The 16088-nt window shown below is 72.8% G+C and carries 16 protein-coding genes; 5 read left to right on the top strand and 11 right to left on the bottom strand.

All coding sequences use genetic code 11. The features are described 5' to 3' along the window. The 5 genes from folP to ACTHMS_RS01260 form a co-directional block, all read left to right on the top strand. A partial coding sequence (gene folP, locus ACTHMS_RS01280; RefSeq protein ID WP_440304866.1) for a dihydropteroate synthase occupies nt 1–555 on the top strand: 555 nt, incomplete at its 5' end. Next, nucleotides 545–910 carry a dihydroneopterin aldolase gene (gene folB / locus ACTHMS_RS01275; RefSeq protein WP_440304865.1) on the top strand — a complete coding sequence of 122 codons (366 nt, stop codon included), beginning with the start codon at nt 545–547 and terminating at the stop codon, nt 908–910. The genes folP and folB, both read left to right, overlap by 11 nt. Then, nucleotides 907–1398 (top strand): 2-amino-4-hydroxy-6-hydroxymethyldihydropteridine diphosphokinase, encoded by a 492-nt coding sequence (gene folK / locus ACTHMS_RS01270; RefSeq protein ID WP_440304864.1) that lies wholly within the window; start codon nt 907–909, stop codon nt 1396–1398. Before folB ends, folK begins: the two co-directional genes overlap by 4 nt. Nucleotides 1399–1414: 16 nt before the next feature. After that, entirely contained in the window at nt 1415–1876 is a 462-nt protein-coding gene (locus ACTHMS_RS01265; protein ID WP_440304867.1) for a DUF3180 domain-containing protein, read from the top strand. A 9-nt stretch (nt 1877–1885) separates the two neighbouring features. Beyond that, complete coding sequence (locus tag ACTHMS_RS01260; RefSeq protein WP_440304863.1) at nt 1886–2884, top strand: hypothetical protein; 999 nt, start codon at nt 1886–1888, stop codon at nt 2882–2884. A 16-nt stretch (nt 2885–2900) separates the two neighbouring features. On the opposite strand, the gene ACTHMS_RS01255 is transcribed toward ACTHMS_RS01260, so the two are convergent. The 11 genes from ACTHMS_RS01255 to ACTHMS_RS01205 all read right to left on the bottom strand — a co-directional run. Continuing rightward, on the bottom strand, nt 2901–3503 hold the full coding sequence (locus ACTHMS_RS01255; RefSeq protein ID WP_440304862.1) for a TetR/AcrR family transcriptional regulator: 603 nt from the start codon (nt 3501–3503) through the stop codon (nt 2901–2903). Further along, nucleotides 3500–4255, bottom strand: a complete 756-nt coding sequence (locus ACTHMS_RS01250) for an enoyl-CoA hydratase family protein (protein WP_440304861.1) — start codon at nt 4253–4255, stop codon at nt 3500–3502. Before ACTHMS_RS01250 ends, ACTHMS_RS01255 begins: the two co-directional genes overlap by 4 nt. Further along, nucleotides 4255–5421 carry an acyl-CoA dehydrogenase family protein gene (locus tag ACTHMS_RS01245; protein ID WP_440304860.1) on the bottom strand — a complete coding sequence of 389 codons (1167 nt, stop codon included), beginning with the start codon at nt 5419–5421 and terminating at the stop codon, nt 4255–4257. Before ACTHMS_RS01245 ends, ACTHMS_RS01250 begins: the two co-directional genes overlap by 1 nt. 4 nt (nt 5422–5425) lie before the next feature. Next, nucleotides 5426–7405, bottom strand: a complete 1980-nt coding sequence (locus ACTHMS_RS01240; RefSeq protein WP_440304859.1) for an ATP-binding protein — start codon at nt 7403–7405, stop codon at nt 5426–5428. A 52-nt stretch (nt 7406–7457) separates the two neighbouring features. After that, a complete protein-coding gene (locus tag ACTHMS_RS01235; protein ID WP_440304858.1) occupies nt 7458–9056 on the bottom strand; it encodes an acyl-CoA carboxylase subunit beta in 1599 nt (532 codons plus the stop codon). Continuing rightward, on the bottom strand, nt 9053–10204 hold the full coding sequence (locus ACTHMS_RS01230; RefSeq protein ID WP_440304857.1) for an acyl-CoA dehydrogenase family protein: 1152 nt from the start codon (nt 10202–10204) through the stop codon (nt 9053–9055). The genes ACTHMS_RS01235 and ACTHMS_RS01230 overlap by 4 nt, the downstream gene beginning before the upstream one ends. Next, nucleotides 10201–11874, bottom strand: coding sequence for an acyclic terpene utilization AtuA family protein (locus ACTHMS_RS01225; RefSeq protein WP_440304856.1), 1674 nt, complete (start codon nt 11872–11874; stop codon nt 10201–10203). Before ACTHMS_RS01225 ends, ACTHMS_RS01230 begins: the two co-directional genes overlap by 4 nt. Beyond that, nucleotides 11871–12671 (bottom strand): TIGR03084 family metal-binding protein, encoded by an 801-nt coding sequence (locus ACTHMS_RS01220; protein ID WP_440304855.1) that lies wholly within the window; start codon nt 12669–12671, stop codon nt 11871–11873. Before ACTHMS_RS01220 ends, ACTHMS_RS01225 begins: the two co-directional genes overlap by 4 nt. 75 nt (nt 12672–12746) lie before the next feature. After that, nucleotides 12747–13997 carry an oxidoreductase gene (locus tag ACTHMS_RS01215; RefSeq protein WP_440304854.1) on the bottom strand — a complete coding sequence of 417 codons (1251 nt, stop codon included), beginning with the start codon at nt 13995–13997 and terminating at the stop codon, nt 12747–12749. A gap of 119 nt (nt 13998–14116) precedes the next feature. After that, on the bottom strand, nt 14117–14776 hold the full coding sequence (locus ACTHMS_RS01210; RefSeq protein ID WP_440304853.1) for a Type 1 glutamine amidotransferase-like domain-containing protein: 660 nt from the start codon (nt 14774–14776) through the stop codon (nt 14117–14119). 77 nt (nt 14777–14853) lie between these two features. After that, nucleotides 14854–16088 (bottom strand): DUF222 domain-containing protein (locus ACTHMS_RS01205; RefSeq protein ID WP_440304852.1); only part of this gene is annotated, 1235 nt, incomplete at its 5' end.

The following is a 16088-nucleotide window of genomic DNA, read 5'->3' as shown; positions in this document are numbered from 1 at the left end:
GCCTCGGTGGCGGACGCAGACCTGGAGGCCGGCGTCAGCGTGGTCAACGACGTCTCCGGCGGCCTGGCCGATCCCGGAATGGACGCGGTCGTGCGCGACGCCGGCTGCCCGTGGATCCTCATGCATTGGCGTGGACACAGCGAGCGGATGCAGGAACTCGCGCACTACGAGGACGTCGTCAAGGACGTGCGGGCCGAGCTGCTCCAGCGGGTGGAAGCCGCGGTCGCCGCGGGCGTCCCCGAGGGTTCGTTGGTGATCGATCCCGGGCTCGGGTTCGCCAAGACGGCCGAGCACAACTGGGCGCTGCTCGCCGCGCTCGACGAGTTCGTCGCGCTCGGGCTGCCGGTGCTCGTCGCCGCGAGCCGGAAGTCGTTCCTCGGCCGGCTGCTCGCGTCGTCCGACGGCGCCCCGCGGGCGGTCGACGAGCGCGAGGACGCGACCACCGCGATCACCGCGCTCTGTGCCGACCGGGGCGTCTGGGGCGTGCGGGTGCACGAGGTGCGCCCCTCGGTCGACGCAGCGCTCACCGTGGCGGCGGTGCAGCGTGGCCGGTGACCGCATCACGCTGACCGGCCTGCGGGTCTTCGGCCACCACGGCGTGTTCGAGTTCGAGAAGCGCGAGGGGCAGGACTTCGTCATCGACGCCGTCCTCGAGCTCGACACCGCGCCGGCCGCCGAGACCGACGACCTGACGCGGACGGTGCACTACGGCGAGCTGGCCGAGTCGCTGGCGGCGATCGTGGCGGGCCCGCCGTTCGACCTCATCGAGACCCTCGCGCACAAGCTGGTCGACGCATGCCTCGCCGACCCGCGCGTCGAGGCCGCGACGGTGACGGTGCACAAGCCGTCGGCGCCGATCCCGCTCACCTTCACCGATGTCGCGGTGACCGTCCGTAAGGCCCGCACATGAGCAGCGCGGTGCTGTCGATCGGGTCGAACCTCGGGGACCGCATGGCCATGCTGCACCTCGCGGTCGACGCCGTGCGGCCGTGGCTGGTCGGGGTGTCGCCCGTGTTCGAGACCGCGCCGTGGGGCGACGTGCCGCAGGACGACTTCCTCAACGCGATCCTGCTCGTCGACGACCCCGACGCCGCGCCCCAGGACTGGCTCGAGCGCGGGCAGGCCGTCGAGACGGCGTCCGGACGCGTGCGTGAGGTGCGCTGGGGTCCGCGCACCCTGGACGTCGACGTGGTCGACGTGCCCGGCGTCGTGAGCGACGACCCGCTGCTCACGCTGCCGCACCCGCGCGCCGCCGAGCGCGCGTTCGTGCTCGTGCCCTGGCTGGCCCTCGACGGCGACGCGACCCTCGGCGCGCGGCCCGTGCGCGACCTGATCGCCGCGCTCGACGCCGACGAGGTCACCGGCGTCCGGCGACGCGACGACCTGGTGCTGGCATGAGGGGACGGCGGCCGTGATGCGCTCGACGCGGGCCGGCGACCTGCTCGCCCCGTTCGTCGTGGTGGGCATCGTCGTGTACGTGCTGCTGCGCGGCGAGTACGACAACCTGCCGCCCCTGCGCTACCTGACCGCGGTGCCCCTCGTCGCGCTCGCCGTCGTCGAGCTCGTCGCCGCCCGCCGGGTGCGGGGGGCGGTGCGGCACGACCCGCGGGCCAGGCCGATGGCGGCGATCGTGATCGCCCGCTGCCTCGCGCTCGGCAAGGCGTCGTCTCTGGTGGGGTCCGGCGTCGTGGGCGCCTGCGTCGCCCTGCTCGCCTACCTGCTGCCGGACGCCGGCCGGGTCACCGCCCACGGATCGGACGCCCGCGTCGGCATCGCCGTGCTCGTCGCCGCGCTGCTGCTCGTCGTCGCCGGCCTCGCGCTCGAGCGGGCCGCCATCGACCCCAATCGCGACGACCAGCAGGACGGCGCTCACTAGGCTGCGACCATGTCGCGTCGCGCCAAGGTCCTGCGCGGGTTCGGCGTCCTGCTCGCGCTCGGCTTCGGCGCGGCCGGTGCCTGGCTCGTCGTCACGGGCAAGGAGCTGCGGTGGGTGCGCCTCGGCGCCCTCGCCGAGCTGTGGGCGGTGCTCATCGGCGCCTTCGCGCTCTTCGGCGCCCGGCACCACGCGCCCGCGGCGGTCATCCCGACAGCACCGAGCGACAGCTCCGCGTCGGACGACGAGGTCGAGCGCCCGTCGGCGGACCCAGGGACATCGACGTCCGACGCGACGGGCCGGCCGGACGCGGAGGAGGTCGCGTACGACCGGCGCATGGAGGACATCCTGCGCCGCGACCTGCGTGCCGTGCTCACCCGCGAGCTCACCGTGCTGCGGGCGCAGGTCGCCGCTCTGCGCAGCGACGTGCTCGAGCGGATGACGCCCGACCAGGCACCGGCCGTGGCGAGCGCGATCGAGAGCTTCCAGCGCCACCTCGTCGAGCTGTCCCACCACGACATCGGGCCCGCGGACGCACCCATGTCGGTGACGCTGCCCGACCGGCGGCCGCCGCAGGTGGAGGACCCCGTGCCGACGTTCACCCCGATCTTCGGCGCGGACACGCCGAGGGGTGTCTCGACACGAGTCGAGGTCGGCCGGCGCGCGCCGGAGGCGCCACCAGCCGCCCCTGACGGGCCCGGCGCGGCACGCTACGACACCATCGGCATCATCGGCGGCGTCCCGCACGACGAACCCGGGCCGACGGCGGTCGAGCGCCGTGCCGCCGACGAGTCGGTCGGCACGACGGCGGCGGATCCGGCGGGCGCCGGTGTCTCGGACGGGTACGCGTCGGACGACCCGGCGACGTTGACCGTCGAACCGATCGCCTCGTCGGTCGAACCGGTCGAGGACGACCTCGCAGCGGGACCCGAGGCGGCGGCCGGTGCGTCGCGGCACCGGTACGACCCGCCGCGGCGCCGCCGGCTGCTCGGTCGCCGCCGCTCACGCTGACCCGGGTCGGCGCCGGTCAGGCGCGCGCGCCGACCAGGGTGTCGTCGATGATCGCCGCCCACTGGGTGGCGATCCGGCGGCGGCGGGCGCTGTCGTCGGTGAGCAGGTTGGCGAGGCCGAGGCCGCGCGCGAGGTCGAGGGTCGCCTGCACGGTCTCGCGCACGCCCGGCCGCGACTCGTCGACGCCAAGCGCGGTGACGACGAGGCGGTGCACCTGGCGTCCGATGCGGGCCTCGACGGGGACGATGAGCGACTGCATCTCGGGCTCGGACGCCGCGGCCACCCACATGGTCAGCGCGGCCCGGAAGAGCTTGCCGCTGAACAGGTCGAAGACCACCGAGACGATCGACGCGGTGTCCGTGCCCGCCTGCAACCGCTCGCGGATCTCGTCGGCCCGCTCGGCGGTCACCTGCTCGACCGCGGCGGTGAACAGGGCCTCGCGCGTCGGGAAGTGGTGCTGCGCCGCGCCCCGCGAGACACCCGCCCGCTCGGCGATCACGGCCACCGTGCTCTGCGTCCAGCCGAGTTCGGCCAGGCAGTCGATGGCCGCCTCGAGCAGGCGCGCGCGGGTCGCCCGCGAGCGGTCCTGCTGCGGGGCCCGGGTGTCGAGATGCGTCATGTCACCCAGCGCGGCGGGCGCTTCTGCAGGAAGGCGGTCATGCCCTCGCGGGCCTCGTCCGAGGCGAACAGCCGGGCCGAGAGCTGCTGCATCGCCTCGGCCCGCTGCTCGAACTCGTCGCGGACGATGCGTGTCGTCAGCGGCTTCGCCTCGGCGAGTCCCTGCGGCGAGCACAGCCGCAGATTGTCGCAGAGTTGCGCGATCTCGGCATCGAGGTCGTCGACCGCGGCGGTGAGCAGGCCGGCCGCGACGGCCGCGTCGGCGTCGAAGACCTCGCCGGTGAGCAGGTAGCGCGAGGCCGCCCGCTCGGTCATGCGCGGCAGGATGGTCAGCGAGATCATCGCCGCCGCCAGCCCGAGCCGGACCTCGGTGAGGGCGAAGCTGACGCCGCGGCGGGCCACCGCGATGTCGCACGCGCCGACGAGCCCGATGCCGCCGGCCCGCACGTGCCCGTCCAGCCGGGCGATCACCGGCTTCGGGAGCTCGACGATCTGCCGCATGAGGGCGACGACGCGTCGGGTGCCCTCCTGCGGGCCACCCTCGCCGGTCTGCTCCTTGAGGTCCGCGCCGGCGCAGAACGTGGTGCCGGTGTGGGTGAGCACGACCGCCCGCACCCCGTCGTCCGCCGCGACCGCTGTCAGGTGCTCGGCGAGCTCGCCGACCAGCCGCGCCGACAGCGCGTTGCGGTTCTCGGGGGTGTCGAGCGTCAGGGTCGCGATGCCGCGATCCTGCGCGAACTGCACGGCCGGCATCAGTACGACTTCGGCAGGCCGAGGCTGAACTGCGCCACGAAGTTGAGGATCATCTCGCGGCTCACCGGGGCGATCCGCGCGACGCGGGCACCGATGATCAGGTTGCCGAGGCCGTACTCGTGCGCGAGCCCGTTGCCGCCGTGGGTCTGCACGGCCTGGTCGACGGCCGCGATGCTCGCCTCGGCCGCGGCGTACTTGGCCATGTTCGCGGCCTCCCCGGCACCCATCTCGTCCCCACTGTCGTAGAGGGACGCCGCCTTCTGCATCATCAGCTTCGCGAGCTCGAGCTCGATCTTCGCCTTGGCGAGCGGGTGCGAGAGGCCCTGGTGCGTGCCGATCGGCTTGCCGCCCCACACGCTGCGCTCGTTGGCGTACGCGACCGCCTTGTCGAGGGCGTAGCGGCCCATGCCGACCGAGCCCGCCGAGGCCATGATCCGCTCGGGGTTCAGGCCGGCGAACAGCTGCGCGAGGGCGGCGTTGGCGTCGTCCTCGCCGACCAGGGCGTCGGCGGGCAGCCGCACGTCGTCCAGGTAGAGCATGAACTGCTTGTCGGGCATGACGACGTCCATGTCGATGGCCGTGTACTCGAAGCCCGGGGTGTCGGTGGGGAAGACGAACAGCGCGGGCTTGAGCTTGCCCGTCCTCGCGTCCTCGGTGCGGGCGACGATGAGGATCGCCTGCGCGTGGTCGACGCCGCTCACGTAGTACTTGCGGCCGCTGAGCACCCAGTCGCTGCCGTCGCGGCGCGCGGTGGTGGTGATGTTGTGCGAGTTCGAGCCGGCGTCGGGCTCGGTGATGCCGAACGCCATGATCGTCTCGCCGCTGGCGATGCCGGGCAGCCAGCGCTGCTTCTGCTCGTCGGTGCCGTACTTCGCGATGATCGTGCCGTTGATCGCGGGGGAGACCACCAGCATCAGCAGGCCGCAGCCGGCCGCGTTGAGCTCCTCGCCGACGATCGCCAACTCGTACATGCCGGCCCCGCCGCCGCCGTACTGCTCCGGCAGGTTGACGCCGACGAAGCCGCTGCGGCCGGCCTCTGCCCAGAGCTCGCTCAGCGGCTCGCGGGCGCGCGCCTTCGGGGCGGCGTAGTCGTGGCCGTAGCGCTTGCCGAGTTCGGCCACGGCGTTGCGGAGGGCGGCCTGCTCCTGCGTCTCGCGAAAGTCCATGTCCCTACTCCTCGCTCTGGACGACGGCCAGGACGGCGCCGACCTCGATCTGTTGTCCCGGACGGACGGGGAGCTCGGCGACCACACCGTCGGCCGGAGCGTTGATCTGGTGCTGCATCTTCATCGCCTCGAGCCAGAGGATCGGCTGGCCGGCAGTCACGCGATCGCCCACGGCGACGGCGAGCCGGACGACCGAGCCGGGCATCGGCGCGAGCAGCGACCCGGCCGCGACGGCGTCGGCCGGGTCGACGAAGCGGGGCACGAGGCGCAGCCGCACCGCGCCGAGCGGCGAGTCGACGTCGACCTCGTCACCGTGCTGCGCGACGGCGAAGCGGCGTTGCACGCCGGCCACCGTCAGCACGACCTCAACGGGTGTTGCGGAGACAAGCACGACGTCGTCTCGTCCCTCGACCAGCAGGCCGTCGCGGGTGAGCCGGTACTCGACGGTCGCGCGGTCGAACTCGACCCGCCGCGGCTGGCTCGGCACGTTGCGCCAGCCGGACGGGATGCGGGCCAGCACCGGTGCAGCGGCGCGGGCGGCGGCGTCCAGGGCGAGCGCGCCGGCGAGGGCGCCGAGCTCGACGGCGTCGGGCGTCTGCACGGGTGCGGCGAGCGCGTCGAGGCCGTGCCGGTCGAAGAACGCGGTGTCGGTGTCGCCGGCGAGGAACGCCTCGTGCCGCAGCACGTTGACGAGCAGGTCGCGGTTGGTGACCAGCCCGTGCAGCTGGGTGCGCTGCAGTGCGGTGGCGAGCGCGAGGGACGCCTGAGTGCGCGTCGGCGCCCAGCTGATCACCTTGGCGAGCATGGGGTCGTAGTGGATCCCGACGACGCTCCCGTCCTCGACGCCGCTGTCGAGCCGCAGCCCGGCCGGCCTGACGCCGACCTCGAAGCGGACGTCGACGCCCGGGACGGCGAACCGGTGCACGGTGCCGCTCTGCGGCTGCCACCCTGCCGACGGGTCCTCGGCGTAGAGCCGCACCTCGATCGAGTGGCCGCGTGACGGCGGCGGCTCGAGGTCGAGGCGGGTGCCCTCGGCGACGGCGAGCTGCAGCGCCACGAGGTCGAGCCCGGTGGTGCACTCGGTGACCGGGTGCTCGACCTGCAGGCGCGTGTTCATCTCGAGGAAGAAGAAGCGTCCGGATTCGTCGGCGATGAACTCGACGGTGCCGGCGCCGGTGTAGCCGACGGCCTGCGCCGCAGCGCGCGCCGCCTCGAAGAGCTGCTTGCGCATGCCGTCGACGCGCTCCACGAGGGGCGACGGCGCCTCCTCGACGACCTTCTGGTGCCGGCGCTGGATCGAGCACTCGCGCTCGCCCACGGCCCACACGGTGCCGTCCTGGTCGGCCATCACCTGCACCTCGATGTGCCGGCCGGTGGCGAGGTAGGGCTCGCAGAAGACGGTCGGGTCGCCGAAGGCCGACTGCGCCTCGGCGCGGGCGAGCTCGACCTCCTGCGGCAGGTCGGCGAGGTCGCGCACGACACGCATGCCGCGGCCGCCGCCGCCGGCGCTGGCCTTGATGAGCACCGGCAGGTCGGCCGCGGTGACAGCAGCCGGGTCGAGCTCGGGCAGCGTGGGCACGCCGGCGGCCGCCATCAGCCGCTTCGACTCGATCTTGCTGCCCATCGCGTCGATCGCGTCGGGCGGCGGCCCGATCCAGGTCAGCCCGGCATCGATGACGGCGCGCGCGAAGGACGCGTTCTCGCTGAGGAACCCGTACCCCGGGTGCACCGCGTCCGCGCCCGCCGCCTGGGCAGCGGCGATGATGGCATCGATGCGCAGGTAGGTTTCGGACGGCGTGCTGCCGGGCAGCCGCACCGCGGCATCGGCCTCACGGACGTGCGGTGCACCTGCGTCCGGGTCGGAGAAGACGGCGACCGTCGACAGACCGAGGTCGCGGCAGGTGCGGAACACCCGCCGCGCGATCTCGCCGCGGTTCGCCACCAGCACCGACCGCAGAGCCGTCTTGTCCCCAGCCCCAGTCATGAACGACCTCCGGAAATGACTGCAACGGGGGACAAGCGGTATCTCGTCGCGGTCACAGGCGGAACACCCCGTATCCCTTGGCGCCCTCGACCGGCCCGTTGTGGACGGCGGAGAGCGCGATGCCGAGCACCGTGCGGGTGTCGCGCGGGTCGATGATGCCGTCGTCGTAGAGCATCCCGGACAGGAATGCGGCGGCCGACTCCTGCTCGATCTGCGCCTCGACGTAGCCGCGCATCTTCGCGTCCGCGTCCTCGTCGTAGGCCTGGCCGCGCGCCTCGGCCGACTGCCGCGCCACGATCGACAGCACGCCGGCGAGTTGCGCCGGGCCCATCACCGCCGACTTCGCGTTCGGCCAGGTGAAGAGGAACCGCGGGCCGTAGGCGCGTCCGCACATGCCGTAGTTGCCGGCGCCGTATGACGCGCCCATGTTCACGGTGAGGTGCGGCACGCGCGAGTTCGACACCGCGTTGATCATCTGTGCGCCGTGCTTGATCATGCCGCGCTGCTCGTACTCCTTGCCGACCATGTAGCCGGTGGTGTTCTGCAGGAACAGCAGCGGGGTGTCGGCGCGGTTGGCGAGCTGGATGAACTGCGCCGCCTTCTGCGCCTCCTCGTTGAACAGGATGCCGCGGGCATTGGCGAGGATGCCGACCGGATAGCCGTGCAGCTGCGCCCAGCCGGTGACCAGCGACGACCCGTAGAGCGGCTTGAACTCGTCGAAGTCGCTGGCGTCGACGATGCGCGCGATGACCTCGCGGGGGTCGAAGGGCACCTTGAGATCCGACGGGACGAGCCCGAGCAGCTCCTCCGCGTCGTACAGCGGCTCGTCGTAGTCGGGCTTCGGCGCCGGACCCTGCTTGCGCCAGTTCAGCCGCTTCACGATCTGCCGGCCGAGACGGATCGCGTCGAGCTCGTCGACGGCCATGTAATCGGCCAGGCCGGACGTGCGCGCGTGCATCTCGGCGCCGCCGAGCGACTCGTCGTCCGACTCCTCGCCCGTCGCCATCTTCACCAGCGGCGGGCCGGCGAGAAAGACCTTCGCACGCTCCTTCACCATGACGACGAAGTCGCTCATGCCGGGGATGTACGCGCCGCCCGCGGTGGAGTTGCCGAAGACCAGCGAGACCGTCGGGATGCCCGCGGCCGACAGGTTCGTCAGGTCGCGGAACATCTGCCCACCGGGGATGAAGATGTCCTTCTGCGTGGGCAGGTCCGCGCCGCCGGACTCGGTCAGACCGATGACCGGCAGCCGGTTCTCGAGCGCGATCTGGTTGGCCCGCAGCGTCTTCTTCAACGTGTACGGGTTGGAGGCACCGCCGCGCACGGTCGGGTCGCTGCCGCTGATGAGGCACTCGACGCCCTCGACGACACCGACGCCGACGACCACGGACGCGCCGACCGTGTAGTCGGTGCCCCACGCCGCGAGCGGCGACAGCTCGAGGAACGGCGCGCTCGGGTCGAGCAGCGCTTCGATGCGCTCGCGCACGGTGAGCTTGCCGCGCTTGCGGTGCCGCTCGACGTACTTCGCCCCGCCGCCGGCCACCGCCTTGGCGTGCTCGGCATCGAGGTCGGCGAGCTTCTGCAGCAGTACCTCACGGTTCTGCTGGTACTCAACACTTGTTGTGTCGACCGAGGTGCGAAGGAGGCTCATCGTGTGTACCCCAGCAGCTTGGCAGCCAGGCCGGTGAGGATCTCGTCGGTGCCGCCGCCGATCGCCAGGATGCGCATGTCGCGGTACTGCCGCTCGACCTCTGCCTCGCGCATGTAGCCCATGCCGCCGTGCAACTGCACCGACTCGTGCACCACCCATTCACCGGTCTCGACCGCGGTGTTCTTGGCGAAGCACGCCTCGAGCACCAGGTTGTCCTCACCGGCGGCGGCGCGGGCTGCGACCGAGCGCGTGTACGTGCGCGCCACCTCGATGCGACGCGCCATCTCGGTGAGCGTGTTCTGCACCGCCTGTCGCTGGATCAGCGGCTTGCCGAACGTCTCGCGCATCCGGCACCACTCGACCGTCAGGTCCAACGCCCGTTGAGCCGAGGCGTAGGCCTGCACGGCGAGGCCGATGCGTTCGCTGACGAAGTTCATCGCGATCTGGACGAACCCGCTGTGCTCCTCACCGACGAGGTTCGCGACAGGCACGCGCACGTCCTGGTACGACAGCTCGGCGGTGTCCGAGCAGAGCCAGCCCATCTTCTCGAGCTTGCGCGACACGGTGAACCCGGGCGCGCCCTTCTCGACCACGACGAGCGAGATGCCGTGTGCACCGGCGTCGCCAGTGCGCACGGCGGTCACGACGAAGTCGGCGCGCACGCCCGAGGTGATGTAGGTCTTGGCGCCGTTGATGACGTACTCGTCGCCGTCGCGCTTGGCGGTGGTGCGGATGCCGGCGACGTCCGACCCGCCGTCCGGCTCGGTGATGGCGAGCGAACCGATGAGCCGGCCCTCGATCGTCGGGCGCACCCAGCGCTCGATCTGCGCGCGGTCACCGGCCGCGACGAGGTGCGGCAGCGAGATGCCCGAGGTGAACAGGGACGCGAACAGCCCGCCCGATCCGCCGGCGTAGTGCATCTCCTCGGCGAGGATCAGCGCGTCGATCGCGTCGCCGCCCCCGCCGCCCACCGATTCGGGATACGCGAGCCCGATCAGGCCGAGCTCCGCGGCCCGCTCGTGCAGCGAGCGGGGCAGCTCACCCGCGCGCTCCCAGCCGTCGAGGTGGGGCAGCACGTCGGACGTGACGAAGCGGCGCACGGTCTCGCGCAGCGCCTTCCGCTCGGGCGTCTCGAAGGGGCTGGTCATAGGAGACTCTCCGGGATGTCGACGACGCGCGACCGCAGCCACTCGCCGAGTGCCTTGGCCTGCGGGTCGTGCCGCACGTTCGATGCGACGCCCTCGCCGAGGATCCCCTCGACGACGAAGTTGACGGCGCGCAGGTTCGGCAGCAGGTGCCGGTCGACGTGCAGCGACGCCGTCTCGGGCAGCAGTCGCTTCAGCCCGGGCACGTCGAGGGTGGCGACGAGCCAGCGGTAGGCGTCGTCCGAGCGTGCCCAGAGGCCGATGTTGGCCGAGCCGCCCTTGTCGCCACTGCGCGCGCCGATGATCGTGCCGAGCGGCAGGCGTCGCGTCGGGCCGGCCGGGGACGGTGCGACGGCCGGCTCGGGCACCGGCTCGAGCGCGCGCGTCGCGATGGCCGGGGCGATGTCGACGTGCCGGCCGTCGCTGAGGCAGGCGACGTGCGGCACGGCGTCCTGCGGCACGAGCGCCGCGGTGAACACGCCGTACGGCGACGCGTCCGACGGCGGGGCGGTGACGTGGAAGCCCGGGTACGACGCGAGCGCCAGCTCGATGGCCGCGCCCGAGAACGCGCGTCCGACCGTCTTCGGGTCGGGGCCGCGGACGACGCAGTGCAGCAGCGCTGCCGCCTCCTCCTGCACGTCGGCGTCGGGGTGGTCGGTTCGTGCGAGCGTCCACTGCGCGTCGAGGTCGGCGAGCTGGGCCTTGACCAGCTCGGCCTTCGCCTCGATGTCCAGGCCGGTGAGGACGAAGGTGACCTCGTTGCGATAGCCACCGAGGGTGTTGAGGCCGACCTTGAGCGTCGGCGGCGGCGCCTCGCCGCGCACGCCGCTGATCGCGACGCGGTCGGGGCCGTCCTCGGCGAGCGTGATGGCGTCGAACCGCGCGGTGACGTCCGGGCCGGCGTAGCGCGCGCCGCCGATCTCGTAGAGCAGTTGCGCCGTGACCGTGCCGACGGTGACCGCGCCGCCCGTGCCGGGGTGCTTGGTGATGACCGACGATCCGTCGGCGCGCATCTCGGCGATGGGGAAGCCCGGACGCCGGAGGTCGGCGATCTCGCCGAAGAAGGCGTAGTTGCCGCCGGTGGCCTGGGTGCCGCACTCGATGACGTGGCCCGCGACGACCGCGCCGGCGAGGGCGTCGTGGTCGTCGCGCGACCAGCCGAACCGTGCCGCGGCCGGTCCGACAACGAGCGAGGCGTCGGTGACGCGTCCGGTCACGACGATCTGCGCACCGTTGCGCAGACACTCGGCGATGCCCCAGGCACCCAGATAGGCGTTCGCGGCCAGCGGACTGCCGAGACCGAGCTCGGCGGCGCGTTCGCGCAGGTCGTCGCCCTCGACGTGGGCGACGTCGACCTCGAGGCCGAGGTTGTCGGCGAGCACGCGCACCGCGTTCGCCAGGCCGCTCGGGTTGAGTCCGCCGGCGTTGACGACGACCTGCACGCCGCGCTCGACGATGAGGCCGAGCGTCGATTCCAGCTGGCGCAGGAAGGTCTTGGCGTAGCCGGTCGAGGCGTCCTTCATGCGGTCGCGGGCCAGGATCAGCATCGTCAGCTCGGCGAGGTAGTCGCCGGTGAGCACGTCGATCTCGCCGCCCGTGAGCATCTCGCGCAGGGCATCGGCACGGTCGCCGTAGAAGCCGCTGGCGTTCGCGATGCGCAGCACGTCGGTCATGCGCGTGCCTGCGGCTCGCGGCCGGTACCGGGCGGCCCGGCGAAGGCCTGGGCGATGTCGAGCCACCGGTCGGCCTGCTCGCCGGTCGCGTGCAGTGCCAGGTCGGCGCGGTGGCGGCGCTGGGTGACGAGGAGGCAGAAGTCGAGCGCCGAGCCGGTCACCCGCTGGGCGGCGTCCTCCGGTCCCCACGTCCACACCTCGCCCGACGGGGCGGTGAGCTCGACGCGGAACGGTTCCCCGGGCACCGTCTCGCCGCGCACCGTGAAGGCGAAGTCGCGCGTGCGCACCCCGAGGTGCGCGATGTTGCGGATGCGGTCGCTCAGCTCGGGTGCGACGCCGAGCGCGTCGTGCACGTCGAGCGAGTGCGCCCAGGTCTCCATCAGCCGGGCCGTCGCCATCGACATCGCGCTCATGGGCGGTCCGAACCAGGGCAGCTTCGTGCCGTCGGGCACCTCGGCGAGCGCGGCGGCCAGGTCGCGGCGGCCTTCGCGCCAGGCGGCCAGCAGGTCCACCGGCGACGCGGCAGCGCCCTCGTCGGCCGCCTTGTCGACGAAGCCGAACGGGTCGTTCGCCGCGGCCTCGAGCGCCGCGCCGAACGCCGTCGCGTCGGTGGCCGCGAGCAGCGCGGCCCGGTCGGTCCAGGCGAGGTGCGCGATCTGGTGGGCGATGCTCCAGCCGGGTGCCGGCGTCGGCCGCGCCCACTCGTCGGCGTCGAGCTTCGCCACGAGCTCGTCGAGTGCATCGCCCTCCGCGCGCAGGTCGGCGAGCACGGCGGAGACTCCGGGTCCAGCTGGCACGGGGCCAGCCTGGCAGCCGGTCGCACACAAATCAAGCGTGCATGCTTGTTTCTCGCCGAGGTCTTCGGCCGGCGTTCAGGCGCGCACAGGTGCCGCGGCGACGAGCCGCGCGCGGCGGCGTCGCGCGGCGAGGCCGCGCACCAGCTCGCCGCCGACGAAGGACGCGGCCGCGACGGCGGCGTTGAGGTCCGGCTTCACGTCGTGCCCGGCGCCCAGGCGTCCGATCTGGGTCTCGTACCACTCCGACTCGCCGGCATAGCCGATGAACGTCGGCAGGGTGTAGCGCGGCAGCGTCGCGCCCTCGGCACCGGCCAGCAGCTCAGCGGGCAGGTCAGGGTCGATCGCGACGGGGCGGCCCAGGCCGATGAGGTCGACGCCGCCGTCGGTGAGCAGCGACTCCATCACCGAACGCGTCCGGATGCCACCGGTGAGCATCAGCGGCACGTCGCCCGCGGCCGCGCGTGCACGGCGGGCGAACGCTGCGAAGTAGGCCTGCTTGGCGTTCGGGCCGGTCTGCAATCCCGCCGCCTCGCCGATGAACGCCGCGCTCTCGTAGGTGCCGCCCGAGATCTCGATGAGGTCGACGCCCTCGGCCACCAGCAGCCGCACGACCTGCTCGGCGTCGTCCTCGGTGAAGCCGCCGTGCCGGAAGTCCGACGAGTTCAGCTTCACCGCGACGGTGAAGCCGTCCCGGGTCGCCCGCCGCGCCGCGCGCACCGCCTCGAGCAGGGCGCGGGCCCGCCCCGCGACGTCGCCGCCCCATTCGTCGGTGCGCCGGTTCACGTGCGGCGACAGGAACTGCGCCAACAGGTAGCCGTGGGCGGCATGCACCTGGACACCGTCCAGCCCCGCGTCCTGGCACAGCGCGGCAGCGGTGCCGAACGCGGCGACGATCGCCTCGATCTCGGCCGCCTCCAGCGCCCGCGGCCGCGCGAACAGACCGAGCATCGGCACGGCGTCGCCCGCACTCGGCGCCACCGGCCGCGACGCGAGGAACCGGTTGGTCTGCCGGCCCGGGTGGTTGAGCTGCGCGATGAGCGGGGACGAGGCGGCTGCCTCACGCACGCGACGCAGCGCGGCGACGTCGAGATGCCGGTCGGCCACGATGTTGCGGCTGCGCTCGAGGAAGCGGCGGTCGACCATGAGGTTGCCGGTGACGAGCAGGCCGCCAGCCGCGCCCTCTGCCCAACGCCGGTAGAGGCGCTCGTGGCGCACCGTGGGCTGGTTGTCGGCGTCGGCGAGGTTCTCGGTCATCGCCGCCTTGACGATGCGGTGCGGCAGCACGAGTCCGCTGGGCAGGGTCAACGGCTGGTCGAGGCGGCTCACGCAGGCTCCTGCAGGGTCGTGGACGGACGTGGGTCGGCGAGGCCCATCGTCTCGTCCAACGACCGGCGCCCCTCAGCGGTCCGTGCCTGCACGATGAGCCCGGTCACGCGGCGGACGGCTCAGCTCAGCAACTCCCAGTGCCCCTCCGACACGACCGCCACCTCGCCGTCGACCACCGTGATGGCCGACCGGTCGTCGAGGGCGTAGCTCGGCCCGCCGACCTCACCGGCCCATCGCCGGGCCTCGGCCAGCGAGTTCTCGGGGAACACGTCGAGGTGCGGGAAGATCGAGAAGTCGACGAGCCCCAGCGTACGGTCGTCCGGCGCGGACTTCCACTCGACGAAATCGATGCCGATCCGGGGCGTCATGACCATGCTGCCGGCGCTCATGCCGACCCAGACGGTGTCGGCGAGTGACGGCAGCAGGTCGGCGAGGCCGGACTCCCGCATCCAATGGCAGAGGTAGGTCGCGTCGCCGCCGCACGCCAGCAGGACGTCGGCCTGCTGTACCCACGGGGTCCACTGCGCCTCCGGGATGGTGGGCAGCGCGGTCAGTTCGAGGATGCCGAGCGAATGCCAGGGCTGCGAGGCCATGCCTCCCGACCGTGGTCCATCGGTGACCGATCCCCGCACCGAGACCGGCCCGCAGTACGGGTGGCCCCACTGCGCCGTCGGGATGATCAGCGCGTTCGCCGACTCGATCGGCTTGCCGAGCAGGTCGAGCAGTGCGGCGCGGATCGAGTCGTTCGTGATCCCACCGGATGTCAGGAGCAGCTTCACGCCGATGATCTCCGTTCGTGTCGGCCGGACGGACGGTCCGACGCTAGCGGGAAGGTCAACTGCGGCGCCGGCAAGCGTCAAGCAGCGTGGTGGTGTCCGAGATAGACGAGGTCGACCCGCTCGTGCCAGGACTGTCGGTGTGGTGGTGGCGGCGGGGGTGGTGCGTGTTCGGGTGGGTCGGGTGGCCGGCTGGTGTATTCGGCGCCGGTCGGGGTGCGCAGGGTGATCCGGTCGCCGTCGGCGGTCTTGGACCAGCCCGGCGCTTCGGTGGCGTAGTTGCAGGCCGCGCAGGTGCCCTGCCCGTTGCCGACGCTGGTCGGCCCGCCGTCGGTGTGCCGCCGCACATGGTCGGCGTGGCGGATCGGGGCGTCGCAGAACGGGGTGCGGCAGGTCTGGTCGCGCAGTTCGAGGAACCGCCGCATCCCGGGAGTGAACTCGCGCCGGTGGGTGTCCATCGTGAGCAGGTCGCTGCTGCCCGGACGGGTGTAGAGGCGCCGGACCCACCGCGGCACCGTCGGGTCGGGCCCGAGCACCAATTCACGGGCCAGCGGGGCCGGGACCGGCCCGAACCCGAGCAGGTGCGCCGGCTCGTCCACCCCGGCCGAACCCGACGCCCGCGCCACCCGCTCCCGCGCCGGGACATCAGCCTCGGCCGTTTCCTCCACGTCTGTGGTGGTCGGCGCCGCGGCGCTGACGTCGCGGTCGGGGTCGGGCTCGGGGTCGGCGTGCTGCTCGCAGCCGCCGCCGCGACCGAACAGCGTCTGGTCGGTCATGATCAGGTTGATCTCGACCGGCACCCCGTCCGCGCACGCCTGCCCGGTGAGCCGCTCGATCGCCGTGTCGCACATGACCTGCCCACGCGACCGGCCATCGCCCGCCCCGACGAGCGCGTCCGCGTGCTTCGTCAGCGCCGCGTAGGCCGCGACGCCCTGCGCGACCGGGGCGATGATCGACACCACCGCCATCGTCTCCGGCGTCGGCCGGATCGACACCCGCCGATCCGCCGCCGCCCGGTTCGTCCGATCGATCGCACCACGCGGGTCGAGCCGATAGGCGGCCTTCTTCGCCTCCTTCTCGACCCGCCTGTCACCCCACCGAGCCAGCTTCCCCGCCAGCGCGGCGTCGACGGCGAGCCGATCCTCACAGGACAGCCACGCCGTCTCCCGCGCCACGATCATCGCCCGCCACTCCGTCGTCGTCCCGGCCTGCAGGGCGGCGTAGGTGTGCGGCAACTCGCTCACGAGCACCCGTGACCACCCGACCATCCGCGCCGCGGTGTGCGGCGAACACATCCGCGCCAACCCCACCTGCA

This window comes from Jatrophihabitans sp. (genome assembly GCF_051960575.1).
Taxonomy (GTDB): domain Bacteria; phylum Actinomycetota; class Actinomycetes; order Mycobacteriales; family Jatrophihabitantaceae; genus JBQCEE01.
Note: the sequence above shows the minus strand (reverse complement) of the source record. Positions and strands in the feature narration are given on the sequence as shown.